This window comes from Klebsiella sp. CTHL.F3a, assembly GCF_019890895.1.
GTDB lineage: Bacteria > Pseudomonadota > Gammaproteobacteria > Enterobacterales > Enterobacteriaceae > Klebsiella > Klebsiella grimontii.
This window is the reverse complement of sequence record NZ_CP082360.1, coordinates 2,612,298-2,635,069: the sequence shown is the minus strand read 5'-3', so window position 1 is coordinate 2,635,069 and position 22,772 is coordinate 2,612,298. Positions and strand designations below refer to the sequence as shown.

Genomic DNA, 22,772 nt, shown 5'->3' with positions numbered 1-22,772 from the left:
GTCGGATAGCAGCCTCACGGATTATCCGTGAGATTTCTCACAAAGCCAAAAAAGCGTCTACGCTGTTTTAAGGTTCTGATCACTTGGGCGTGATGGAGAAGCTATGAGTTCATCGTGTATAGAAGAAGTAGTCAGTGTACCAAATGATGATTGGTACCGAATTGCAGCTGAATTATTAGGCCGTGCGGGCATCGAAATTAATGGTCCTGCCCCTTCCGATCTACGGATTAAAAACCCGCTCTTTTTTAAGCGTGTTTTGCAGGAGGGGTCGCTGGGGCTAGGCGAAAGCTATATGGACGGCTGGTGGGATTGTGAACGGCTGGATATATTTTTCCATAAAGTTTTACGCGCCGGATTGGAAAATCAGCTTCCCCATCATTTCAAAGATACCTTGCGTATCGCCAGCGCACGCTTATTCAATCTGCAAAGTAAAAAACGGTCCTGGATTGTCGGCAAGGAGCATTACGATTTAGGTAACGATCTGTTCAGCCGCATGCTTGACCCTTATATGCAGTATTCCTGCGCGTACTGGAAAGACGCGGAAACTCTTGATGACGCACAGCAGGCCAAATTAGATCTCATCTGCCGTAAACTTGAGCTTGAGCCCGGCATGCGGGTGCTGGATATCGGCTGCGGCTGGGGCGGGTTGGCCTACTACATGGCCAAAAATTACCAGGTTAGCGTGGTGGGCGTTACCATCTCGGCGGAGCAGCAGAAAATGGCGCAGCAGCGCTGCGCTGACCTCGACGTCACCATCCTCCTCCAGGACTATCGCGACCTGCACGAGAGCTTTGACCGTATTGTTTCAGTCGGCATGTTCGAACACGTCGGACCTAAAAATTACGCCACCTATTTTGATGTGGTCGATCGTAATCTGAAGCCCGAAGGTCGTTTCCTGCTCCATACCATCGGCTCGAAAAAAACCGACCATAGCGTTGACCCCTGGATCAACAAATATATCTTCCCTAACGGCTGTTTGCCGTCGGTGCGCCATATTGCCGAAGCCAGCGAATCGCATTTTGTTATGGAAGACTGGCATAATTTCGGCGCCGACTACGACACCACGCTTATGGCCTGGTATGAGCGCTTCCTTAATAGCTGGCCGGAAATTGCCGACAACTACTCAGAACGCTTTAAACGCATGTTCAGCTATTACCTGAATGCCTGCGCCGGCGCTTTCCGCGCGCGCGATATTCAGCTGTGGCAGGTGGTTTTTTCTCGCGGAGCCGAACACGGTCTGCGCGTGGCCCGCTAAAAATTTCCCCCGCTTCGGCGGGGGAATTTATTATTCGGCCGCCGTTTTCAGCGCCGCTTCTGCTTCTTTCGCCGCCAGCACGCGCTCAACAGTATCAATGACCGCCTGCGTCTGCGGATCGATTTCAATATTCACCCGATCGCCCAGCTTTTTCACCCCAAGCGTGGTGCGCTGCAGCGTTTCCGGAATTAAATGCACGCAGAACCGGGTTGGCGTCACTTCACCGACGGTGAGGCTAATCCCATCGACGCCGATATATCCTTTGTAGAGGATATATTTCATCAACGTCGGGTCCTGAACCTTAAACCAAATCTGGCGATTATTTTCCGAGGTCAGAATTTTCACCACCTCCGCGGTGGTCATAATATGACCTGACATCAGGTGACCGCCAATTTCATCGCTGAATTTGGCCGCGCGCTCAACGTTGACGCTGTCGCCCTCGCGGATCGCGCCCAGATTGGTTATCCGCAAGGTCTCTTTCATCAGATCAAAACTTACTCGCGGACCATTGATATCGGTGACCGTCAAGCAGCAGCCGTTGTGCGCTACCGAAGCGCCTGTTTCAAGCCCCGCGAGCATATGCTCAGGCAGCTCCACAACGTGGGTGCGAAAGTTGGGTTTTTCATCAATAGCCACCACTTTGGCGGTCCCCTGCACAATACCGGTAAACATATTTTGCTCCTGTATAAATTCGTGACGGTATCAGTACCGTTTTCGGCTATGACGAACAATAACAGCTGGCAAAACAGGTTGCCAGCGCACAACGTGCAGAGGAATTTTTTCACTGGCTAAATGGCTAATCCTCGCTACAATAGTCTGGCAAATCCCTCTGCTTTTTCTTCTTGCTGCCCTTGATGGCGGCTTTTTTAGTCCTCCAATAACAACAATATATAGGTGTTCACGTGCAGAAGTATTTTATTGAAGCGCGTCAGTTATTAGCACTGGCTATACCCGTTATTCTTGCTCAGGTCGCCCAAACCGCCATGGGCTTTGTCGATACCGTGATGGCGGGCGGCTATAGCGCCACCGATATGGCGGCCGTTGCCATCGGCACTTCCATCTGGCTACCGGCGATCCTCTTTGGCCACGGCCTGCTGCTGGCCCTGACGCCCGTTATTGCTCAGTTGAATGGTTCCGGCCGTCGTGATCGTATCGCACACCAGGTGCGCCAGGGATTCTGGCTGGCCGGCTTCGTCTCCGTCCTGGTGATGGTCGTGCTGTGGAATGCCGGTTACATTATCAGCTCAATGCATAACATCGACCCGGCGATGGCGGACAAAGCGGTCGGCTACCTGCGCGCGCTGCTGTGGGGCGCGCCCGGCTATCTGTTCTTTCAGGTTGCCCGTAACCAATGTGAAGGGCTGGCGAAAACCAAGCCGGGTATGGTCATGGGATTTATCGGCCTGCTGGTCAACATTCCGGTGAACTACATTTTTATCTACGGTCACTTCGGTATGCCGGAACTTGGCGGGATTGGCTGTGGCGTAGCGACGGCATCGGTTTACTGGGTGATGTTTTTCAGCATGCTGTTCTGGGTACGCCGCGCGCGTTCGATGCGTGAAATTCATCTCCAGGAGCGATTCAGCAAACCGGATTTCGCCGTCATTCAGCGTCTGGTGCAGCTGGGCCTGCCGATTGCGCTGGCGCTGTTTTTCGAAGTCACGCTGTTTGCCGTCGTGGCGCTGCTGGTCTCGCCGTTGGGGATCGTTGACGTGGCCGGGCATCAGATTGCCCTTAACTTCAGCTCGCTGATGTTCGTCTTACCGCTCTCGCTAGCGGCAGCGGTGACGATTCGCGTAGGCTTCCGTCTCGGGCAGGGTTCAACGCTGGAGGCTCAGACCTCAGCCAGAACCGGCGTCGGCGTTGGGGTGTGCATGGCCGTTTTCACGGCGGTGTTCACCATTCTGATGCGTAAGCAAATTGCGCTGCTGTATAACGACAATCCCGAGGTCGTGGCCCTGGCGTCCCAGCTAATGCTGCTCGCGGCCATCTACCAGATTTCCGACTCCGTTCAGGTGATCGGCAGCGGGATCCTGCGCGGCTATAAAGACACGCGTTCCATCTTCTTTATTACCTTTACCGCCTACTGGGTATTGGGTCTGCCGAGCGGCTACCTGCTGGCCCTGACCGATCTGATCGTGCCGCGCATGGGCCCCGCCGGTTTCTGGTGCGGATTTATTATTGGTCTCACCTCCGCCGCCGTGATGATGATGCTGCGTATGCGTTTCCTGCAGCGTCAGCCTTCCAGCATCATTTTACAGCGCGCTGCGCGCTAACCCGTCGCGAAAGCGAAGTCGGTATCCAACGGCGCTGATTCAGCGCCGTTTTCCCGTGCTGGTGAAGAAATATTCTTTTGCATCAGTAAAATATAACCAATATGGATAAAACTTCTGCGATCGTGAGAAAACTGGAAGAAAAGTGACGTTTGCCTCTTGCCACAACCCCTCCCTCCCGCTAATATGCGTCCCCGTTGCTGCTGCAACATGCGTTCATAGCTCAGTTGGTTAGAGCACCACCTTGACATGGTGGGGGTCGTTGGTTCGAGTCCAATTGAACGCACCATAATGCGTTTATAGCTCAGTTGGTTAGAGCACCACCTTGACATGGTGGGGGTCGTTGGTTCGAGTCCAATTAAACGCACCACCTTTCTTTTAGATGCGTCTGTAGCTCAGTTGGTTAGAGCACCACCTTGACATGGTGGGGGTCGATGGTTCGAGTCCATTCAGACGCACCAATCAGTTATCCTGCTGTAATTCATGAATTTTATTTCCTGATACCCAATGACGTTGCTGGCTTAAACTAATCGCCTGTGTTCAATGGCGTATTTCGTGCACCCCGGGAATAATTCAAGCAATTCGCTAATCGACGCATTCTGATGCTTTTTTAACAGGCTGAGCTCTCCCTCACTCCAGGGCTGAGGCGGTGTCTTACGGGATGGGCGGTTGCGAAATCTGAGCACCAGCCTGGCCGCCTGGAGCTTAATGGCGGCTGCCGTTCGCCCCGGCAACAAAGGCTGGGCACGGACAATCCATGCTTCCTGATTCGAGTGCGCGCGCAGTATTGCCATTTCCTGTCCGGTCCAGTGTTTCGCAGGCCTTCTCGCTTTTTTCCCCAGCTTCATGTCATAAACCATCCGTCTTACTTCCTCGGGACTCCTGCCGAGTATGTAAACGTTCTTCCTGACAGGCATGATGTCGTGATGGTCTTTTAAAAACTGACGTTCCTGATTGCTCCAGTTACTGACCGTTACGCCCAGACGGCTTGTGAGTGAATTGCCTGCGTTGTTCTGCCGGGCAACAGTGTCTGTAGAAAATCCGGTCCCTTATGGTAATGCAGGAGGATCAGCGACTGTTCGTCTTCAGTCCAGAGCCGGGAAGCCGGTTTACCCACCCCGGATTTATGCGCTATTCGCCTCACGGCACCCGTGCTTCGCCCCAGTTTTATAGCGATCTCCTCTGTCGGAAGTCGCCCATAGTGGTGTTCAACAGACTGAATATCTTTTAATCGTCCATGGGGACAGATGATTTCGCCGGTTTTGCGCTTTACCTGTCATCAGATCGACTCCCTGTTTACTTCCTGCTCCCTAACAAACGGGATTTTTTGCTTAACGACGGAATGTGCCGGGATCACTGGCACCCGGGTCTGTTTCTGAATGAGCATCCCCACCTTGGTTCGACACCTGTCCCAGCATGTGGCTCAACGAATCCAGATGACGTGAGGCTTCCTCAATACTGACTCCTGGGGCGTTAACCACCCCCGGTTCGCTAACCAGTTGCCGCAGCTGCTCTTCAGCCGGCACTGCACTGGCAAACGAACGGGTAATTTGCCAGACCATCGTCTTCAGCTCGCTGCCCGTCAGATATTTACCTTTCTGATGATCCAGCGCATCGAGCCTTGCCGACAGCGCCCAAAGTTGCGCCATGCCCTCATTCCAGCCCTTGAGCTTGCTGGCGGGCAGCGTGCGTGCCTGCTGATACTGCTCCCAGCGTTTTACCAGCTCACGGGTTGCCGGGTCGTCTGGCCACAGGGCTTTTGCCTGCGAAACCAGCCCCTGCCCATAGTGAAGCCGCCATCCCGGCGACTGGTTCATGATCCCGTTGACCTGGTGCGTTATTCGCTCAAGCCACATGGCAGAGTCTGTCCGGCTGTTATCCGTCTTCCTGAAGGCATCGATTTGCGGGGTAGTCATGGGTTCAGGCAGCGGGGCAACGGAGGCGGCCAGGGTATTTGTGGCGTCATCCGGCTGATGCAGAACCTGCCATCCAAAGGCAGTAGCTGCGCCCAGCACCAGTGAGGTCGCCATGCCAGCCACAAAGACGGGCCATCGTTTGGGTTTGACCCGTGGCATTTCCTGCACCCGCCCCCTGACCTCAGGCTCCTTATGGATGACATAGACCAGCTGGCTGGCCGGTGGCGCCGCGTCATCACGTCTCAGCAATGCCTGCTCAGGCAAAACAGTACTCTTGCAGGTTTCCTCCTGCTGAGGACAGTTCTCCAGGCGACTTAAAGTATTGCGAAATTGCTCTATCAGGGATGCAGGGTTACAGGCGTGTCTGAGTTCCTGACGCTTCAGAATATCGTCCAGCGCCTGCAGTTGCTTTTCGGCATGCTCCAGGACAGAGAGATCCGCAGGCTGCAGTGACCAGGTGCGGAAAAGTTTCTGCAGGCGCTGAAAAAGTCCACTCAGAATGTCAGCCCGGACCTGCACCGGCTGCGGCCAGAACTGAGCCCACTGGTAGCTCAGCATCGAGGTCAGGATGGCGAGCCCTTCGTTAAGCCCTCTGACCTGCGCCAGCTGGCTGCGGGCAAGGGTATATCAGGCACCGGTCTGCAGCTCAACACCGTTGATTTCAAACAGGGAGTGCGACAGGTTTTCCACCTGCTTCCAGTCGACGTCCGGACGTGCCGGGTGCGTCAGTTTGCTCATCTCATCGCGCAGCGCCGTAAACTGAGGCAGTGAACGCGGATCGCCGCCGGTTCTCACCTGGCGGGGTTGTTCGTCATGCATGTTTGTTTGTCCATGGGCATAAATGCGAGCCAGGCTCAAAATCAGGTGTAGTGGTTACTCAGGGAGTAAAGGCGCGATCATCGTAAAGAACGCCTCTTCATCAAACCGGGCAGGTTTTCCGCTCTGCGTCCCTGCCGGGCACCAGGTCCAGTTATCCTGCTCACCACTGCGCATAAACAGTCGGTACAGGGGACGGATTTTGCTATCTGCAGTCAGGCAGACCTCAATACAGCCGGTTACGCCCTGCCCGTACAGAAAAATGGGGGTAAACCGGATACTCCGCTGTGCATAGTGCAAAGCAATACCCGGAACCGAAAACGTGGCGCCGCCAATCAGAAATTCAATCAGGGAAGTCGCGGTGGCTTCAGTACGAATCTCTGTACCGGCAAGCCACTCATCCATAGATTCATGAAGCAGGCTTATCCGCTGACGAAATGCCGCGATATCCGCTTCGGCTTTCGTGTCAAAGGCTGTACTGCGTGGGTGTTGTTCCTGCAACTTCTTCAAAAAACGGGCTTTTGCCGACATGCTTTCATTGTCCGTCAGGAGATTAGAGGCGGGTCTGTGCGTCAAGATACTGTTGCTGCTTGAGGTGACGTATCAGCACGCGACCTTCAGGCATAAATTCCGTGCCATAGCGTACCAGGCCGATGCCTTTCAGCTCGGCATCTATGGCATAGCGCAGTTCACCAGGAATGTCCTGCTCAAGCAGAACCACATCGATTTTCTTAAGACGCGGCTCATACTTCAGCAGTACAGACGACAGGGTCTCCATCAATTCATGGGCTGTACCCGGCATCCCCTGCAGAATTGTGGTCATGTCCGGCAGGCCATAATCAGGCAGATGCGCCAGCGTACCGGCGCGACAGTTGAGCACCCGCTGCATGTTATCGAGTACAGATAAAATCACCTGGTTCTGCTCACTGACTTGGCTGAGGCTTAGGCCACCAGAGAAATTACCGCTCAGCATGTCATACAGCGATGGCGTGTTGTGTCCTTGTGGCATCAGTCATCCTTCAGTGGCTGTAACGTCAGGTAGTTATTTCCGGCTTCCAGAATGCGGGGTTTATCCGGCTCGAGATCTTCACGTCTAAGAACCTGTTTCCAGGTGTTGTTAACCATATCGGGATGGCGGAAGAGACCGACCACCGCGACAAATTTCGCGCCCGCTTCCATTGGCATATCGAGGTTCGCATCGCCGCCAGGTTTCATCACGACATCCCGGGTCGCCAACAGGTCGGCTTTCAGGATCGTGTCGCCATCCTTGAGGAGCTGCTGGTAGACCGTTTTGTCGAATGCTTTGCGGTCTTTCAGCTGGTAAATTCGGACCACCACCGGCTCGGAGAGTGAGTTACTCTCGCGCGCATCGGTGTTCAGTGCTTCACGGGCTGTAAAATCCAGATGGAGCACTTTAATTTTCTTGTAAAACACCGCGGTATAGACCGATTTGGTACCCTCTGCGACGCCCTGCGTCACCCCACAGCCCGTCAGGCTGAACGACAGCAGTGCAGGCAGCCAGCACGCGGGTTTAATCAAACTTGTACGTAACACGTCGGTTTCCTTGTTGTGGTGTTGCGGGCTGCAGGCCGGTGTAATAGCCCAGTTCCGTCGTAAAGGTCTGCGGGATATCATCCGGGAGGTCTTCGCCATCCGCGCCCAGAACGCCATTCATCCCCAGCCAGAAGGGGCCTTCGCCGAGCGGCGGTGCGGCCAGCAGACGGGTGGCGGTGGTCAGGGTGATTTTTGCCTTAAAGCGCCAGCCCAGATACACCCGCAGCATCACCAGAAAGTCCTGATACAGCAGACCATCCGGTTTCCAGCCCTGCGATTCCTGTTCGTTATCGGTGGACAGGGCAATCAGCAACTGACTGTTAGCATCTATAGCTTCTTCACCCAGCGGCGTGTTGCCATCCAGAAGAAAATCGTCATCACCGTAAAAGCCCAGCGGCTGACTGACCTCCACCGGCCGCAGGCAATACGGGCTCACCTGCACCGTCGTGTCAGGTGCCAGCAGGCTCACCAGCGCCTGCATCCCCTCCTGAGTTTTGCCTGGCTGCTGGAGTACGCCCAGCAGCGACAGAAAGCGCGATACCGGAGTGGCGATGTGCTCTGCGGTGCCCGGAATACCCAGCCCCACCAGACCCAGCAATGACTGCGAAATGCTGTCGGTGCCGCCGGGCTCAAAGGTGGCCGGGTAAGAGTATTTCCGCCAGATGCGATAAAACTGCGTCAGGATGCGGTGGCTGAAGATATCCAGAAATCCCTGCAGCGCCTCATGTCCTTCCCGACGCTGGGTGATGTCATCGAGGTACGCCGTTGGTAAGGGGGAATCAACACCGTACATCCCCATAAAGGTCGTACGGATAAGCGGTGGTCTGCTGTCATCATCCTCGTCATATTCGACAGCCTTCAGCTCGGTCGCCGGGAAACCCATCCCCGGGTGCGGCGCAAACCGCACCGGGTCATCCGCCGGATGGCTGGTCGAGCCCATCAGCGGTCTGCCCGGCTCCCTCCTCTCCAGCAACTGACAGAAGCGATAAAAATTCATGCGGTGCAGGTCGGCTGCCAGCCGCGGGCTCAGCCGGGAATGCGGCGGTTGTGCTTCTCTTCCCATTCCAGGCGCTCTCCGGTCGGTTGCAGGATGATAATCAGGCGGTTAAACAGATAGATGTCGGTGTAGAGCGCAAAGAAGCGGCTCAGCATCTCGCCGAACAGGCAGATATCGCCGCGCCCGGCAAAGCCGTGACTGTCCAGGGTCACCTCAATCTGCACACCGCGCACCAGGTAGCCCTGCTCAAAGCGTTCGGTCTCACTGTGCTTCACGTCAATAATGGCTTCCAGGCGACGGCGGTTTACCTCGCAGTCGGTCCATTCGTACAGCGCCAGGGTACCGCGCAGCACATCGGCATTATCCATCATCGACAGGAATCCGCTGCCGAGATGACTCAGCACGCGCCAGTGGAAACGGTCCTGCGCTGGCGGATAACAGGGCAATGTCGGCGCACACAGGTTACGCACGGCGATACTGGCTGAAGTGGTTTTCATTACCGTATCGAGCACGGTACTTTGCAACGCTCTGCGAGGTAATTGGCCATTGGTGCCGGTTAGCGTCAGCGACAGGCTTTCATCCTCCGGCACCATGTGGTTATCAAACGCTTCCCCGCCGAGGATAAGCCAGGTGTTATGCAACCCCGACGGGCCACGGCGCACGCGGGTGTGGTAGTAATATTCCGGGGCTTCATGGCGCATCATTCCGCCCTTGTGGCGGAAGCTTGAAAATGGCACGTAGGTATGCTGGCTTGATGACATCACCGAATCCACCGCGTATATCTCGGTATGGCCATCCTGCACGCGCATCGGGCGCAGCATGTATTCGGTCTGCAGGGAATTGAGCGTCAGCGGATCGGATTCCAGCGGGAACAGGTTAATCACCGGCACACAGTTCAGGCGCAGATGCTTTTCGGTAAAGCTGAAATCATGCTCCCAACGCTCTGCCAGCACCACGTCGATTTCAAACCAGGAGAGCTCAGCCGGAAAGAGTACGGTCTCCAGCCCACGCAGCCCTGTGAACATGAATTTCTCACGGAAGGTGAAGTACTCCAGCAACAGCTGATAACCGCTAAAGCTGCTACTTTCCTTCGGCCACAGGTCATCGTCATCGCCGAAACCCAGTGCAGTGAAATACCCGTCGAGCGGTCTTCTGTCCATGTCACCTGGCATCCGCAGCCAGAGACGGGCCGTGTTCATGGTAAAGGCTTCATGCATGGCGCAGGCCAGCGGTGCGTCAGCATTGAAGTAAAACGGGATCTGGCTGAGATCGACACGGCTCCAGTCGGCCAGGAGGCTGCAGTTAAAACGCAGGCTAATGACCGAACGCCCGTCAGGGTCAGTCGACAGGCGGGCCTGCTCCAGCGCCAGCGGCTGAAGGGTTATCTCTCTGGTGGTGGTGTACCGGCAGCGAGTCCCTTTCTCGCCGATGGGTCGTGAGTTAACTTCGAAGCCTTTGACGATACGCATCAGCTCTTTCATCTCACGCCAGTCAGGGGTGAACTCCACCACCGACATCGACGGAATGGTGCGCAGGTAATGCGGCCACAACAGGCTGACCAGCCCTTCGGTCAGCTCCGGCAGATCGTCATCGAGCTTCTCCCGAAGCCGCCCCATCAGGAAGGCAAAGCCCTCAAACAGGCGCTCCACATACGGGTCGCGTGCGCCCGCTTTATCGAGATTGAGCATTGCCGCCTGCTCGGGGTGAGCACGGGCAAACTCTTCACCGGCTTCTAGCAGATAGCGCATTTCAGCGTCGTAATAACGCAGGGTTAAATCATCCATATATTTATATTAATTTCTTATCATTTATTAAACACTGGAAATTTTAACGTTAAACAGACATTTCCAAGAAAATAGGTCATAGATCAATATTTGTACTTGAATGCTTTTATTTTTTTAAAACACAAATCACCAGAAGCATTCTCCAGAACCTCATTATTAAACCCATCGTTTACTTTGATCGACACAGAACACGCACCTGCTGTTGAGGAAAGAATGAAATTCTGACCTCCACCACCAGTTGAATTATATTCATATTGACCACCGATTCTCCAACCAATATCGATTGCTGCGTCTTTTCTAATCAGAGATATAAATGAAGCAGTAAATTGACTTATCTCACCTGGAGCTATGATTTTAGGTTTTGACCTTACAATTCGCTCAATTTCTTCAGGTTCGGGGTCGACGTCATAGATACTCTCACCAGCATATATGAAAAGAGGTTTGTTAGTATTATTTGTAATCGTAACGAAAGGTCGTATCGGGAAGGCGTGAACAATAAGCACCAACAATCCCGAAAAGAATACAATGTAACCCAGAAGTTTTTTCTTTTTCACAATCATTCCTCAATCTTATCTGGATTATCTGTATTCCAGCACCAGTGTTTTTCCTTTGAGTGAGGTAGTAGCACATCAGGTGTTTGATCGAGCGCGTCAAGTATATTAATCACAGTCAAACTGTCTGCATATTTCCCGTGTTGATGGAACAGAGCAAAACCGATTTTCATACTCGTAACGTCGTCCACCGTATCGTCACCAATCGCTCCAGGCGTCATATTTTGTTCCCAGGTAGAACCTTTTGAGAGCAATGATTCTGAAAAGCCGACACTAAGGCCAACATAGCCATAATGTATGTTTGACCAAACATCATAAAAATAATCATGCTGTTTGAACTTGTGGTAATAAGACCTTGACGGTTTCCCTTTTCTGGGTAATGGTCGCGCAACTGCAACCGACGAAAATCTGTCGCGAATCTTCGGTTTGTGATCCCAAGTAGAACCCGTTTTTACTGTCTGATACCAGACAGCCATTGCAGCAGGTAAATCAGGTTTTGGATATTGAGCCAGCTTTGCGTAAAAAGAGAGCTTATTCCACTCGGCACGCCTTTGTTGTAAAGTATCCTCGTCGATTAAATATCTGATTGTTTCTGCAGTCTGGTTTCTGACATTCGTCTTAATTTCTTTGAGTATATAGTCAGCAACCTTTATCGCGCCATCAGTATGCTGACAATGCGGCTTACTCTTAAGATCCGACGACTGCCCGGTGGTCGTTACTGGTGGAGTAGTTGCCGGTGAAGTTGCAAGCGAAGATGCCGATGAAAGTGCTGTAGCTGCCGTTGTCTCCCCTGCAGAATTAGCACTCCTGCCACTCTTCTCATACGTATCCTCCATCATCGACGGAATAAACTTAGCCTTGCACGGACAGGTGCTGTAGCTGTCGAGGGTTCCGGCCATTCGCCTGCCGTGTATGGTATCGTTGTCGATGCCACCGGCTATCCTGTATAGCCCCGGATGTTTTCCACAGGTCACGCTGTCCTGTTCCCGGGCAACCGGTTTATTAAACAGGGTGTGATCCTCTGCACCTGTGGTAATTCTCCCGCCGCAGGTTGTTTTGTCACCCTGCACCAGGTAAAAGCCTTCTGCTGCCATATTTTTCCCTTTAGCTGAATTCAGTCCAGGTTATCCGCAAAGCACTGCACTGCTTGCCGGATCGAGCGCAATCAGACCGGACAGAAGCAAATCCATCTCGGGCTGAAGTCGTGATTTATCGGTTTCACTGCGTGTGGCTTTCATGCGCAGAAGTCTGAGGCGACGCGATTTCACTTCAAACAGCAGTGCCGGTGTCCACTGCATGAGTGTGATTGTCTGCGCTGTACCATCGAGCTCAGCCAGCAGATGCAGCGCCAGTTCATTCCTGCCCTTCTGCTCCGCCACCCGGGCCATCAGCAGACGCAGCAACCATTTGTCTTTTGTGGTGTCAGTGCCCGGACGCGTCTGCAGCCAGTGGAGTGTGGCATCCAGGCCGTCTGTGTCCGCCTTCTCCAGCGCTTCCGGCTCAAGAGCCAGAATATCGTTATTATCCCCACTGTCGGCACTGACCGGCTCATCCCGCCAGCCAGCTATATCGTCCAGCACGCTCTGGTTTATCCAGTTCAGCGTGACCTCATCGGCAAACGGCGTACCGTCATTAAAGGCCAGTGTTTCAAGCCCGGTGAGGCGGCTCAGCAGCCCTTTCAGATCGGCGCTGATGATGTCGGCCAGCACGCCCTGCCCTGACTTCACCAGGGCCTGATGGATATACCACTGCAAATCCAACCAGAGGTGATTGGCGCCACGCGAGAAAGTGCTGTCCGCCTGGTCCAGTATCTCCGGCCAGCTCTGCTGCAGGTACAGACGTTTGAGCATGGCCCGCTCGTCTGCCCGCGGCGGCGCGATGCGCGTTTTTCCTTCGGCATCCGGCGCGGGAATCGTTCTCAGCGTGTCATGGCGCAGGATTTTCATCAGCCGGTGTGCGGCAAGCCAGCCATCGGGTTGTTCACGCAGATACTCCGTCAGGGTTCGGGCTTGGGAAAGCAAATCCTGACCGGACGTAATGCGGCTCAGCACTGGCGCGTCTGACTCGGTCGTATGTGTGGAGGTCTGTGTCTGAGCTTTATTACCGGCGTTCTGCGGTACCACGGCATCCACGCCACCGGCCTTCATCAGGCGAGACTCCAGCGCGTTGTACAGGGTATTCAATTCTGGCCGTGACGCTTCCGGCTCGGTCTCCAGACTATCGCGAATAAGCAGCAGCGCACCGGCAGTGCGTAGGGCATCGTCGCGTACTACTTCCGGCCAGAGTGACAGGCTGTCCAGAACGCGGGAGCCTGCGAGCCACTCCAGCGCCAGTTTACGGCTCCGCCCGCGCTGTGGATGAAGCTGAACACCATGGCGCTGCAGCAATCCCGCCAGCAGTTCAAGCCCTTCGGCAAAGCCGGTTTCGCCGTCCTGGTGCAGACGTGCCCAGCAGTAACAGGTGGCAATCCGGATATCTTTGGCTGTGGTGGTCAGCAGTTTTTCAGCAAGCGTGCATATCAGCCCGGTATCAATGCCGGAAAGCTTATTGACCTCTTCCCGGATACGCTGGAAATCATCGTCATATCCCGGGTCTTCACCCGCCGGACAGGTCACGCTGACCGGGGCAAGCCAGGGCTGCCAGTTTTCCATGCGTGCCTGCGCCTGCTGGCGAAGCAGAGTTTCATCCGCCTGACAGGCGGCAACCAGATTCTGCAAAATATCCACTATTCGGTTCCGTCCATATCACTGTCTTCCGTACGGGTCATCAGCGCCTGCGCCGTGGCCGCGCTGTCGACGCTGAATATCTGATCCGGCAGCGTGAAGTCACGCAGTGCCAGTAACGCCAGCGGCCCGCTGCCCAGCTGTGAACGCAGCACCCACTGCAGGGTACGGCCATCCGGCGCGGTAAAACTCATCATCCACTGGCTGCGGTCAAGCTGCTGGCGCTGGCCCTGATCCAGCCAGCGAATAAAGCCCCAGGTCCCGCTGTAATCCCCGAACAGACGCGCACCGGCGTTGACAGTGGTCCAGGTCAGCATGGTTCCCGGCCTGTAAGTCTCTCCCGGCCAGCGGAAGCTTTGCCAGTCGGCCATCTGGTTGAAGTAATGCAGCTTTTGTCCATCAATGGTCAGCTGTGTCTCCACTACCTGCGGTACAGGACGCGCCTGAAGCTCAAAAGTGATGCCCTGGCTGCCATCGGTAAACAGAATGTCCGACAGCTGGCTCAGCTGGTTAATGGCCCGCAGGAAGGACGGGTTAAAGCTCAGGCCCTGGCTGTTGACCTTATCCGGCACCCACTGGCTGCCCTCTTTGTGCAGCACACCGCTGAGTTCCGTCGTCAGGAAGCGCTCAATGCGCCCGCTGTCCTTACGCACAAATTCAGCCAGCATCGGCAGAGAGGCATCGCTTTTACTTTCTGCAAACGGGAAACGCCCGTCAAAGGCGGTGTGCCAGTTCGCCACCACGGACCGGCTCCATTTGTCATTCAGGCTCGCCGCCGACGGCTGAAGCACGGTCTCCCAGGCCTGGGTCAGTGGCTGCACAAACATCGTGCTGCCAAACCCGCTCCACTCCTCGCCAAGGCTTGCCGAAATCAGACTGCCGTATTGCTGGGTGTCGGTCAGATCAACGCTTTTACCCTGGAATACGGTCTGGGCCAAGGTCTGCATCATCTCCTGCGGATCAGAGGCGCTGGCCACCTGTTGCAAGCGCAGGCGCACACGGGTGATCCGGGTCAGATACGTCTGCAGGCTCAGTGAGGTGTCAGCCGACATGACGTTGCTGCCTTTGTTTTTACCCAGAAGCTGAAGCAACGGGCCAAAGGTTCCATCGAGCGGCCCCTGCGGCCCTGACGCAGACTGGTCAATCACAGGTTTGTCTTTTCCGCCGACGAGATCTTTAGCCGATTTGATGATGGAATCCGAAAGGCCTTCGCTTTGCTGACCGGTCTGCCCCTGCCAGGCGAGGGTATTCATCAGGGCAATCAGTGGCGACTGGCGGACATCACTCATCAGCGTCAGTTGGTCGGTCACGTCAGCAATATTGTTTGACGGGTTAAGCCGCAGGCTGTTGAGAAAGCTCAGCCAGCTACCGGCAAAGTCGGTGAAGTAACGTTGCGTCAGACGTGCTTTCAGGGCTTCCGGCGACAGGTCAGCGGATACTGCCTTATGGGAATCACTTAGCACCCAGTCGATTTCATCCCGGCGGGAGTTAGCAGCCTTCTCAATGGCCTGCTGAATACCCCCTTCCCATGCCTGGCGGGTGAACATGCCCGGCACAACCTCCTCAGTGGTGAACAGTCGCCGGGCATCCGTTCCGCTGGTCATGTCTTCCAGAGACACATCGGCAAAGTTGCGTCGCACGGATTTGAGCATGTTTTCATAGAGAGTGCTTTCGGCGTTACGGCGGCCAATCTGCTGCAACAGTACCTGACGGCTCTGGCTGACCAGTTGCGTATCCGTGGTAATGACCCACTGCGGCTGCGTTGGCAGTTCGGAGATGGAGAAAGCCCATAGATCCGGCGACAGGCTTTGCCACAGGCCGGTTGAAATGCCCATCCGCGTCGGCTGCACGGCTTTCATGGTCTGAGCGTAAAACGCACCGTCAACTTTATCCGGGCGGGCCATCATCAGCCAGGCTTTCAGCTGGCCATAGCCCGGCTTCGCCAGCTGTGCACGCTGGTCGCTATTTGGCGCTGAGTTTGCCAGTGTGATGAGCTTCTGCGTCAGGGCAGTATTTGCCGGATCGCGGATCAGGCGGTTGTTCGCCACGCCATACCAGGGCAGCATCGCATCAAGCAGTTGCTGGTTATGATCCAGACCAAAACGTTGATACCAGGGCGCGCCGTGCTGAATGTGGTGCTGCAGGCGGCCAGCATCATTGCGCAAGGCGTGCAGGGCCGTCAGCTGATAGTCGGATACCGAAGGGTGCTCAACGAGATCATGGGCTTTGCTTGCCACAAAGGAAATCTGACTGTAGTTCAGGGTAAAGGAAAGCAGCATGCCTGCGCCCCAGACACCGATGATGGCCATCAGCGTCCAGACAAGCGTCTGCTCCCACGCCATAACGACACGACGGCCACGCACGCGGGTGCAGTCGTCAACAATCCCCCGCCAGGTTACCGGCAGGGTCAGCGCATGGTGTTGTGATTCGGGGATATATTTCTCAGGGTCGGCAGATGAAGCACCAGTTGCACCCTCTGGCGTATCAGCAGGTTTATGCTCAGGCAGGCTAAACATCAGGCCACGCAGCGGAACGCGCTGCTGTGAGGCAGACAGCCATGGCACCAGTTGCTGAGCCCAGCGAGTGATATCGCCGTCTTTAAGGTGCTGGCCCAGGCGCAGCAGGAAGTCGTGACCGTTGTTCTCAGCGACCTGACTCACGCCCTGCATTCGCAGGGCCGGCAGCATCAGCTCAAGCTGGCAGGTAATATCGTCAGGCCTGGCACGCAGTGGGAAACTGGCCCCTACCGTCTGTTCAGTGCGTTTTGCCTGCGACCACTTGCTGTCGCACAACTGCCACAGCCAGACCGGCGTGGAATAACGGAGCAGTTCACTAATTTTTTCCAGACCGCGTAAATCGTTGTCGCTGATTTGAGGCGTAAGATTAAGCGACTGCGGCATGACGCGGACAATACCGTCCAGTGGTCGCCCGCGACGCAGTTTACGCAGCGCGGCGTATTTTTCCTTATCGGGCTCAGCAGTCAGACTGCCGCCGTAAATCAGAACGGTACGGTTACCTTCAAGCCACTGGTTTTCCTGCAGGCCGGGAACCAGCAGTTCGATTGCTGCCTCATCGCCAGTGATTAACAACAGACGGGTTTTACGACGCCAGTAAAGGCCAATACGGGAACGGAGATGCTTTCGAATCTTGTTACACATGGCCACCGCAGGGTGAACAGGTGCTTTATCATTTTCCCGTTTCTTTTTCTCATCATCACCGTTGGTATTGTCGACAAGCGCACTAAACTCCTGTTTACCGGCACTGCGTACCGCCGCCAGGAGAAACATCGATACGATAAGGGCAGATCCTGAAATACATCCGCCGGCGATGAGCCAGTGAATTTGCTGCTGACTTCCGTCTTCAATCCCGGCTATATCCGGGTGCTTCCAGACCATGAACGTCATAACGGCCAACAGCAAAAAGAAAATCAATGCGACAGCAAGATAGCGGCCTTCCGTAGTCTTCGGTGCTAAGGGTAGCTTCACGGATCCATCTCCTGTCGGGAAGCAATCGGGGTAATGAGCGTGCTCCACAGCACATTCTGTGTGGTATCACCGCAGATAATCATCTGTGGTAACTGAGTTTGTCGGGCGATTTCGGTGGCGGCAGCGATAGCCAGCCAGGGGGCCGCGGCACCGGCATGTCCCATAGATGTATCGAGCGAAATGACGGCTTCGTCCTCTACAGATTGCGCAGGGTGCGCATTCTGGCACGCGATAACTTCTGCACGCTGCTCACCCGTCAGCCCGGCAAGCCATAAATTTTTGACGATGTTTTCTTTGAGCGGGACGTTCCAGGCAGCCATGGTCATCCCCTCCCTCAGCTCACCGGGTGGAGCTGCATCTGGCCGGTGGAGCAACGCGAGAGGTTCGAGTGCTTCCTGGGTCATGCGGTTGCCAAGAAGTAGTGCTACACCGGCTTCAGCTGTGTTGTCAGATTCGGCAGGCTTTAACTGGAGACCCACAATCAATAGCATTGCTTTATCTTTAATACGTTCATTCAACCAACGGTCGATTACACTGAGCCCACTCCCCTCACCATATTCAACAGGAAGAGTAATATTGCTTTTTTGCCAGGTTTCATCCCAGTAATGGCGAATACTCTCCAGAGGCAGCGATGTTGTTATATCAAAAAATATGACCAGTGGTACTTTGTTAGGGATATGTGCGAAAGGAATGCCAGCAATCAACTGCGAAAAAATATTCGTTATCACGAATTTTAGCGAGTCCTGCGGGCTAGAAGAAATTTGGCTCATCCTGGAGCTTTCATTACCATCCCGGTCGACCTGCGAAAAAATAATGCTATTGTTATTTTGCATCGCAATAGCTGTATCTTTCTGAGCAACTGATGAGTGCCCGGTAATGAATGTTGCATTCAGCACCTGCAGTGCACGACGTGCCTTACGGGTTTCTCGAAGAATCCATTGTTCTCGCCGTTTATCGAAAGCATTTGCTTTGCTATCCTGCAATGCCCACAGAAGCAGACAAGAAGTAAACGGAACACTCCACAAAACAATAGGCACACCTAAAGCAATCTTCCAAAAATACAGATTTTCAACATAACGCCCAAATATACGCATTAATATAACACTGACCGAAAGCATGGCAACCAGAGAAATAAGCCAACGAGAAAGTTTCAGAGGTTTAGGTCTGGGGTAGCATTCTGGCAAATGTTTAAGTGTATATAACATTCATTCTCTCATATTACTGATTGGCTAAATTGGCTTTGGGTAAAGATGAGGCGAGGTCATAATTTACTTAAAACCACATGAAAAGTCACATTCAAAAAAAGTTCATTATTTTAATGAAGGATAAAGACGTTAATTTATTTTTGTCGTTGAGATAGACTTCCATTTCTTCAGCATGTAATTTAGCAGTGGCTTATCGTTTTTTAGATTATAATCTGGAACCGGAGGGCTTTCTCCACCATACCCACCGTTTTCTACTATGATATGCTCTTCCCCTCGTAGTGAATATTTTACTCCATTTTTATACGCGAAATACTTTACAGTAACTGGGTCTATCCCACCAATACATCCAATTTTATAAGCAAATAAAACAGTACCTTCGCCATCGGCAAAACTATTGTTTACTTCAATTGATTCTTTTATCAAATTCAGATTAATATCCACTTCACAGTCATTAACATAATCATTTAGAATCCAATCATCCTTTCCCTTCGTCATCTGTTTTACAGATAAATGCTCTCCAGTATTATCTTTATTGACTTCCTTCTCCATCACCAACTTATGTTCGCCAGAATTATCTATCCACGTTGTATTGAAGATAATTTCTTTAGCACAAGTAGGATTAACCGAAAAAATCATCAATATGCATGCCAACCTAAAAATCAGCTTAGGTTCTGAATAAAGTTTCATTTACAGCATCCTTCTTCAAATAAAAATACTCACCTGAATGAGCCACACATTATTTGCTCAAAATATATACATCTTCAATTCCTCGACAAAGGCTTCATATATTCAGCACAAGAAACCCCATGCTCTCGATGCATACCATCCATGAAATCATGGAGCAAAATAATTATCAACGGCAAACAGGACCTTGCACAACCCTAAGTCCAATGACTGAAAATCACTTGAAATCACTTTCTCAGTCACTATTTTACCCTCAAGTGGTACTAAGGTTAAAATCGCATTATCATTATGCTTTTCTATATTTATCATTGCATCAAACCCATGTGCTATCTGGTCATCATGAAATGATGAAAGTTTGTATCTTAAAATATTGAGGCTTGAGCTTTTACCATTCATAGCACTATCAATTAATTGAGGTGTAATACCTGCAGGAACAGTTTTAACATAAGAGATGGAGATCTCTGACCCAGATCTTTTCTGCCAACACGATTGATTTTCTTCGTATGTCTTATTTTCGCCCCTATAGCTTTGGTACAATTCCTTCCCATCCTTATTGCCGCTTACAAACAGGTAATATCCTCTTTCCCCAGCAATGGCACTTGAAAAACACAGCATACATATGATTAATGAAAAGTATCTAAACAAAGGTACTGACCTCAATATCATTAAGGACTGGAAGGGAGTATCTTTGATCTTATAGACTGGCAAATGAACCTTCCCAAAAGCTTATAGTTGATAATTTCATCAACATTCAACTCATTCGTAAAGATATGCCCAGGGGCCTTTGAGTCGAACGTATAAATAAATAACTTATTATCTTTCACTGCATAAAAAAGAACTCCATCAAATCCAGAAACTTGATCATCAGAGTAAGATGATAATATTTTGGCAATCTGAGTTCTGGTTGATAAGTCTGTTATGGATTTTATTAGTATATTGTCGTCAATACCTTTTGGGAGCGTGTTCAAATATACGTTGTCAATATAAGGGGTATAATCATTTTGATCGCACGAAGGAGTGTGAGGATTGTCCACACCGTAATAATTTCTAAAAAAGCCATCAAGGACATATTTATAAGCACTTGCAGAAGGCAATGCCTTTACAAGTAAGGATATTCCTCCGGGATCACCTGCCATCACTCTCAATGACAACAACAGTAACATAATTATAGCTATAAAATTTTTCATCGACCGCCACCTTCATCTTTCACAGATTTAGTTTTGCTATCAAACCCGAATAAATTATTGTTCACATCGTCAACATCAACTATAGGTAACTCCGCTGAAATTTTTGAATAATATTCTTTATACGCGACAGGTATATAATATTTATAAAATTTTTGATACACAGGAGTTTCCGCTTTTTTTCTAACAGTCATTCTGAATCTAGATGTTGGTTTCGTGGTACTATACATCGATAACTTGATAGTACCTCCACCATATGCTTTACCTCCTTGATTTCCGCCTAACCCAGCAATATCACCGTTACTCGTTTTTCCATACACAAATGTTACATGCCCATTACCTGTAAATTCATCACTTGATTCGACATAAGTACGAAAGACCATCAATGCACCATATACAGGATTTTTTATCTCGATAAACTTAGTTTTATCATAAACCGGAAATTGAGAAGACTTTGTAAAACTCCTGGAGTAGTCATACCCTGTTTCTTTCAAGCAATAATTAGCAAACGAAGCACACCATGCCGTATTACCCAATGACGCTTTAGAACCCGTAAGATTATGATAATTATCAGTGATTTTCTTCTCTCCTGTTCCATGCCATTCTGTAACCTCTCGGATTGCAATCGCCATCCATGGTGCCTCTCTCTGATCATGGGGAAGCAATGCTATCGGTTTATCCGATTTTTTAGATCCAACTGATTCCAAAGTTTTTTTATCTAAATTGACCGATTGCACATTGGATGAAGTTCCACTAACTGGGGGCTGAGGTTTGGGTGCATGTTTGTCAGCGGCTGAGACAGGGCTACTACCTTTTGAATAGTTTGCATCATTTGAAATCAATATCGACTGGCCTAGATAGATTTTGTTTAGATCTGCGATATTGTTCCGACGAGCTAGTTCATCAACAGTTGTGCCATTTTGTGCTGCAATCTTCTGAAGAGTATCACCCGGTGCAACTATATATGTTGAAGAACCATTAGTATTGACACCATAAATCGTCAAGTGTTGACCGGGGAAGATCTTACTTACATCTTTTATATTATTGTTTTTGGCAATTTCATCAGTGCTTGTCTTATAACGTTCAGCAATTTTCGATAGAGAGTCTCCTGACATGACAATATACTCTATCGGCTTCTGAGCGCTCTTCTCACGTGGAACTTTGGGGTTCTCGGCAAGTGTTTTTGCAGAGAATTGAGAAAAATTTCGCGTGAGCAGTATATTCTTCGTTTCATCCCCAGCGACTGCTGAATAAACAACATCTTCTTTTCCAGCAGAATTAGTATATTTGACGACAATAGCCATTCCTTGTTTCGTATGGATGATTGTCTTGAGCTTGCCATAAGCATCTGTTTTCCACTCGTAGCTAGTGCTTCCTAGTGTCACCTTAAATGGCACATCAGCGACAGGTCGGGATCCATCTGAAACCGTCAAGTTTGTCACATACACCCATTTTTCAGTACCCGCCCTCAGGCCACCTTCTTTTTTACTGATTGCATCCACTACTTTCCCGAATTCATTATCATTCAAGTCAGATATTTTTTTTCGTTTGCAACGCCACTCTCTGAACTTATAAAGTTGGAATAAGCTACGGGATCATTGCCTGCGGTTTCAGGAGCATACTGCGACATCATCTCAGAGATGGTGTTATTTCGATATTTTCGCTTCAACAATGCACATTTTTCACGCTCCCCAGCTTCAATGCTGGAAAAAATCGCAAATGTATTTTTCTTCGGATTATATACAGTCCCGGCACCTATTCGCCCTTTTTGCTTACTTGCATCAGGCAATGCCATAATATTCCCGGGATTGTTAAATCTCCAGTTTAATGTCCCTGCAGTTTTAAGCAAACGAGTCCCATCACCAGCTTCGTACTCAACCGTCTTGGTTTCAAGATGGTATGTCGCTTTTATAAATCTCATACAACATCCTTTTTATTCTGTTGATTTAAAGCTGGTGTCGTTTGATAAAACTGAAGTCATATGATAACCTGTGACAGCAAGCATAATTTTTCCATCTACAGTGACATGGTGATTAAGTAAATTGCGTTTAGTTTTATAATCGTCACCGCTAACAATGAGCTGAACATTGCTATCCCAACCTTTTGGCTCAGTATTAGCATCAACCACGCACTTTAGCGGACTATTTAAATGCAGGATCCAGTAGAGTAATTTTTCGTCATGCTCCCTATCTTCCCCCCAATTTGGGGGGCCGTAAAATAATTCTTCTTTCATTACTCCTGTGAGTACAATTTTATCGCCCTCTTTCAGGCATGCAGCATATACACCGAAGTTATAAAATAAGATAGCCACACTCAACGTAAGTTTCATAAGCATATTTAACATT

The 22,772-nt window shown here is 51.4% G+C and carries 21 protein-coding genes and 3 tRNA genes; 5 read left to right on the top strand and 19 right to left on the bottom strand.

Going from position 1 to position 22,772, the window contains the following annotated elements; genetic code table 11:
- Positions 1-103 precede the first annotated feature (103 nt).
- Complete coding sequence (cfa, locus tag K7H21_RS12370) at positions 104-1,255, top strand: cyclopropane fatty acyl phospholipid synthase (RefSeq protein ID WP_004119456.1); 1,152 nt, start codon at positions 104-106, stop codon at positions 1,253-1,255.
- A gap of 30 nt (positions 1,256-1,285) precedes the next feature.
- Here the strand turns inward: cfa and K7H21_RS12365 are convergent, their stop codons facing one another.
- The gene (locus K7H21_RS12365) at positions 1,286-1,927 is read right to left on the bottom strand and encodes a riboflavin synthase (RefSeq protein ID WP_004119454.1); all 642 of its coding nucleotides are present in this window, start codon (positions 1,925-1,927) and stop codon (positions 1,286-1,288) included.
- A gap of 230 nt (positions 1,928-2,157) precedes the next feature.
- Between K7H21_RS12365 and mdtK the strand changes: the two genes are divergently transcribed.
- The 4 genes from mdtK (at position 2,158) to K7H21_RS12345 (ending at position 3,989) form a co-directional block, all read left to right on the top strand.
- Positions 2,158-3,531, top strand: a complete 1,374-nt coding sequence (gene mdtK / locus K7H21_RS12360; RefSeq protein WP_223035820.1) for an MdtK family multidrug efflux MATE transporter — start codon at positions 2,158-2,160, stop codon at positions 3,529-3,531.
- A gap of 209 nt (positions 3,532-3,740) precedes the next feature.
- A tRNA-Val gene (locus K7H21_RS12355) sits at positions 3,741-3,817 on the top strand.
- A 4-nt stretch (positions 3,818-3,821) separates the two neighbouring features.
- A tRNA-Val gene (locus K7H21_RS12350) sits at positions 3,822-3,898 on the top strand.
- Positions 3,899-3,912: 14 nt separating this feature from the next.
- A tRNA-Val gene (locus tag K7H21_RS12345) sits at positions 3,913-3,989 on the top strand.
- Positions 3,990-4,859: 870 nt separating this feature from the next.
- Here K7H21_RS12345 and K7H21_RS12340 read toward each other — a convergent pair.
- The 18 genes from K7H21_RS12340 to K7H21_RS12265 form a co-directional block, all read right to left on the bottom strand.
- Complete coding sequence (locus K7H21_RS12340) at positions 4,860-6,002, bottom strand: VasL domain-containing protein (RefSeq protein ID WP_228751077.1); 1,143 nt, start codon at positions 6,000-6,002, stop codon at positions 4,860-4,862.
- 69 nt (positions 6,003-6,071) lie between these two features.
- Positions 6,072-6,263 carry a type VI secretion system ImpA family N-terminal domain-containing protein gene (locus K7H21_RS28975; protein ID WP_228751076.1) on the bottom strand — a complete coding sequence of 64 codons (192 nt, stop codon included), beginning with the start codon at positions 6,261-6,263 and terminating at the stop codon, positions 6,072-6,074.
- 54 nt (positions 6,264-6,317) lie between these two features.
- Positions 6,318-6,791, bottom strand: a complete 474-nt coding sequence (locus K7H21_RS12335; RefSeq protein ID WP_223035819.1) for a hypothetical protein — start codon at positions 6,789-6,791, stop codon at positions 6,318-6,320.
- Positions 6,792-6,813: 22 nt separating this feature from the next.
- A complete protein-coding gene (gene tssE / locus K7H21_RS12330) occupies positions 6,814-7,269 on the bottom strand; it encodes a type VI secretion system baseplate subunit TssE (protein WP_223035818.1) in 456 nt (151 codons plus the stop codon).
- Positions 7,269-7,814 (bottom strand): type VI secretion system lipoprotein TssJ, encoded by a 546-nt coding sequence (tssJ, locus tag K7H21_RS12325; protein WP_142983055.1) that lies wholly within the window; start codon positions 7,812-7,814, stop codon positions 7,269-7,271. The genes tssE and tssJ overlap by 1 nt, the downstream gene beginning before the upstream one ends.
- Positions 7,792-8,877, bottom strand: a complete 1,086-nt coding sequence (gene tssG / locus K7H21_RS12320; RefSeq protein ID WP_223035817.1) for a type VI secretion system baseplate subunit TssG — start codon at positions 8,875-8,877, stop codon at positions 7,792-7,794. Before tssG ends, tssJ begins: the two co-directional genes overlap by 23 nt.
- On the bottom strand, positions 8,841-10,595 hold the full coding sequence (tssF, locus tag K7H21_RS12315; protein WP_223035816.1) for a type VI secretion system baseplate subunit TssF: 1,755 nt from the start codon (positions 10,593-10,595) through the stop codon (positions 8,841-8,843). The genes tssG and tssF overlap by 37 nt, the downstream gene beginning before the upstream one ends.
- Before the next feature lie 83 nt (positions 10,596-10,678).
- Positions 10,679-11,155, bottom strand: a complete 477-nt coding sequence (locus K7H21_RS12310; protein WP_223035815.1) for a hypothetical protein — start codon at positions 11,153-11,155, stop codon at positions 10,679-10,681.
- Positions 11,152-12,240: a polymorphic toxin type 44 domain-containing protein gene (locus tag K7H21_RS12305; RefSeq protein ID WP_223035814.1), complete on the bottom strand. Its 1,089-nt coding sequence runs from the start codon at positions 12,238-12,240 to the stop codon at positions 11,152-11,154. Before K7H21_RS12305 ends, K7H21_RS12310 begins: the two co-directional genes overlap by 4 nt.
- A gap of 30 nt (positions 12,241-12,270) precedes the next feature.
- Positions 12,271-13,872: a type VI secretion system protein TssA gene (gene tssA, locus K7H21_RS12300; protein ID WP_223035813.1), complete on the bottom strand. Its 1,602-nt coding sequence runs from the start codon at positions 13,870-13,872 to the stop codon at positions 12,271-12,273.
- Positions 13,872-17,354: an ImcF-related family protein gene (locus K7H21_RS12295; protein WP_223035812.1), complete on the bottom strand. Its 3,483-nt coding sequence runs from the start codon at positions 17,352-17,354 to the stop codon at positions 13,872-13,874. Before K7H21_RS12295 ends, tssA begins: the two co-directional genes overlap by 1 nt.
- Positions 17,351-18,559 carry a hypothetical protein gene (locus K7H21_RS12290; RefSeq protein WP_142983062.1) on the bottom strand — a complete coding sequence of 403 codons (1,209 nt, stop codon included), beginning with the start codon at positions 18,557-18,559 and terminating at the stop codon, positions 17,351-17,353. Before K7H21_RS12290 ends, K7H21_RS12295 begins: the two co-directional genes overlap by 4 nt.
- Before the next feature lie 129 nt (positions 18,560-18,688).
- On the bottom strand, positions 18,689-19,246 hold the full coding sequence (locus K7H21_RS12285) for a M949_RS01915 family surface polysaccharide biosynthesis protein (RefSeq protein ID WP_142983063.1): 558 nt from the start codon (positions 19,244-19,246) through the stop codon (positions 18,689-18,691).
- A 147-nt stretch (positions 19,247-19,393) separates the two neighbouring features.
- Positions 19,394-19,858: a hypothetical protein gene (locus K7H21_RS12280; protein WP_142983064.1), complete on the bottom strand. Its 465-nt coding sequence runs from the start codon at positions 19,856-19,858 to the stop codon at positions 19,394-19,396.
- A gap of 50 nt (positions 19,859-19,908) precedes the next feature.
- Positions 19,909-20,430, bottom strand: a complete 522-nt coding sequence (locus K7H21_RS12275) for a hypothetical protein (protein WP_142983065.1) — start codon at positions 20,428-20,430, stop codon at positions 19,909-19,911.
- Entirely contained in the window at positions 20,427-21,956 is a 1,530-nt protein-coding gene (locus K7H21_RS12270; protein ID WP_228751075.1) for a LysM peptidoglycan-binding domain-containing protein, read from the bottom strand. The genes K7H21_RS12275 and K7H21_RS12270 overlap by 4 nt, the downstream gene beginning before the upstream one ends.
- Complete coding sequence (locus K7H21_RS28970; RefSeq protein ID WP_228751074.1) at positions 21,953-22,348, bottom strand: hypothetical protein; 396 nt, start codon at positions 22,346-22,348, stop codon at positions 21,953-21,955. The genes K7H21_RS12270 and K7H21_RS28970 overlap by 4 nt, the downstream gene beginning before the upstream one ends.
- Positions 22,349-22,360: 12 nt before the next feature.
- Positions 22,361-22,771, bottom strand: coding sequence for a DUF4431 domain-containing protein (locus K7H21_RS12265; RefSeq protein ID WP_228751073.1), 411 nt, complete (start codon positions 22,769-22,771; stop codon positions 22,361-22,363).
- Between the last annotated feature and the right edge of the window lies 1 nt (position 22,772).

What these genes read in the sequence shown, in the direction of transcription:
- cfa (WP_004119456.1), top strand. Translation starts at nt 104, where the DNA reads ATGAGTTCATCGTGTATAGAAGAAGTAGTCAGTGTACCAAATGATGAT.
- K7H21_RS12365 (WP_004119454.1), bottom strand. Translation starts at nt 1,927, where the DNA reads ATGTTTACCGGTATTGTGCAGGGGACCGCCAAAGTGGTGGCTATTGAT.
- K7H21_RS12340 (WP_228751077.1), bottom strand. Translation starts at nt 6,002, where the DNA reads ATGCTGAGCTACCAGTGGGCTCAGTTCTGGCCGCAGCCGGTGCAGGTC.
- K7H21_RS28975 (WP_228751076.1), bottom strand. Translation starts at nt 6,263, where the DNA reads ATGCATGACGAACAACCCCGCCAGGTGAGAACCGGCGGCGATCCGCGT.
- K7H21_RS12335 (WP_223035819.1), bottom strand. Translation starts at nt 6,791, where the DNA reads ATGTCGGCAAAAGCCCGTTTTTTGAAGAAGTTGCAGGAACAACACCCA.
- tssE (WP_223035818.1), bottom strand. Translation starts at nt 7,269, where the DNA reads ATGCCACAAGGACACAACACGCCATCGCTGTATGACATGCTGAGCGGT.
- tssG (WP_223035817.1), bottom strand. Translation starts at nt 8,877, where the DNA reads ATGGGAAGAGAAGCACAACCGCCGCATTCCCGGCTGAGCCCGCGGCTG.
- tssF (WP_223035816.1), bottom strand. Translation starts at nt 10,595, where the DNA reads ATGGATGATTTAACCCTGCGTTATTACGACGCTGAAATGCGCTATCTG.
- K7H21_RS12310 (WP_223035815.1), bottom strand. Translation starts at nt 11,155, where the DNA reads ATGATTGTGAAAAAGAAAAAACTTCTGGGTTACATTGTATTCTTTTCG.
- K7H21_RS12305 (WP_223035814.1), bottom strand. Translation starts at nt 12,240, where the DNA reads ATGGCAGCAGAAGGCTTTTACCTGGTGCAGGGTGACAAAACAACCTGC.
- K7H21_RS12290 (WP_142983062.1), bottom strand. Translation starts at nt 18,559, where the DNA reads ATGTTATATACACTTAAACATTTGCCAGAATGCTACCCCAGACCTAAA.
- K7H21_RS12285 (WP_142983063.1), bottom strand. Translation starts at nt 19,246, where the DNA reads ATGAAACTTTATTCAGAACCTAAGCTGATTTTTAGGTTGGCATGCATA.
- K7H21_RS12280 (WP_142983064.1), bottom strand. Translation starts at nt 19,858, where the DNA reads ATGCTGTGTTTTTCAAGTGCCATTGCTGGGGAAAGAGGATATTACCTG.
- K7H21_RS12275 (WP_142983065.1), bottom strand. Translation starts at nt 20,430, where the DNA reads ATGAAAAATTTTATAGCTATAATTATGTTACTGTTGTTGTCATTGAGA.
- K7H21_RS28970 (WP_228751074.1), bottom strand. Translation starts at nt 22,348, where the DNA reads ATGAGATTTATAAAAGCGACATACCATCTTGAAACCAAGACGGTTGAG.
- K7H21_RS12265 (WP_228751073.1), bottom strand. Translation starts at nt 22,771, where the DNA reads ATGTTAAATATGCTTATGAAACTTACGTTGAGTGTGGCTATCTTATTT.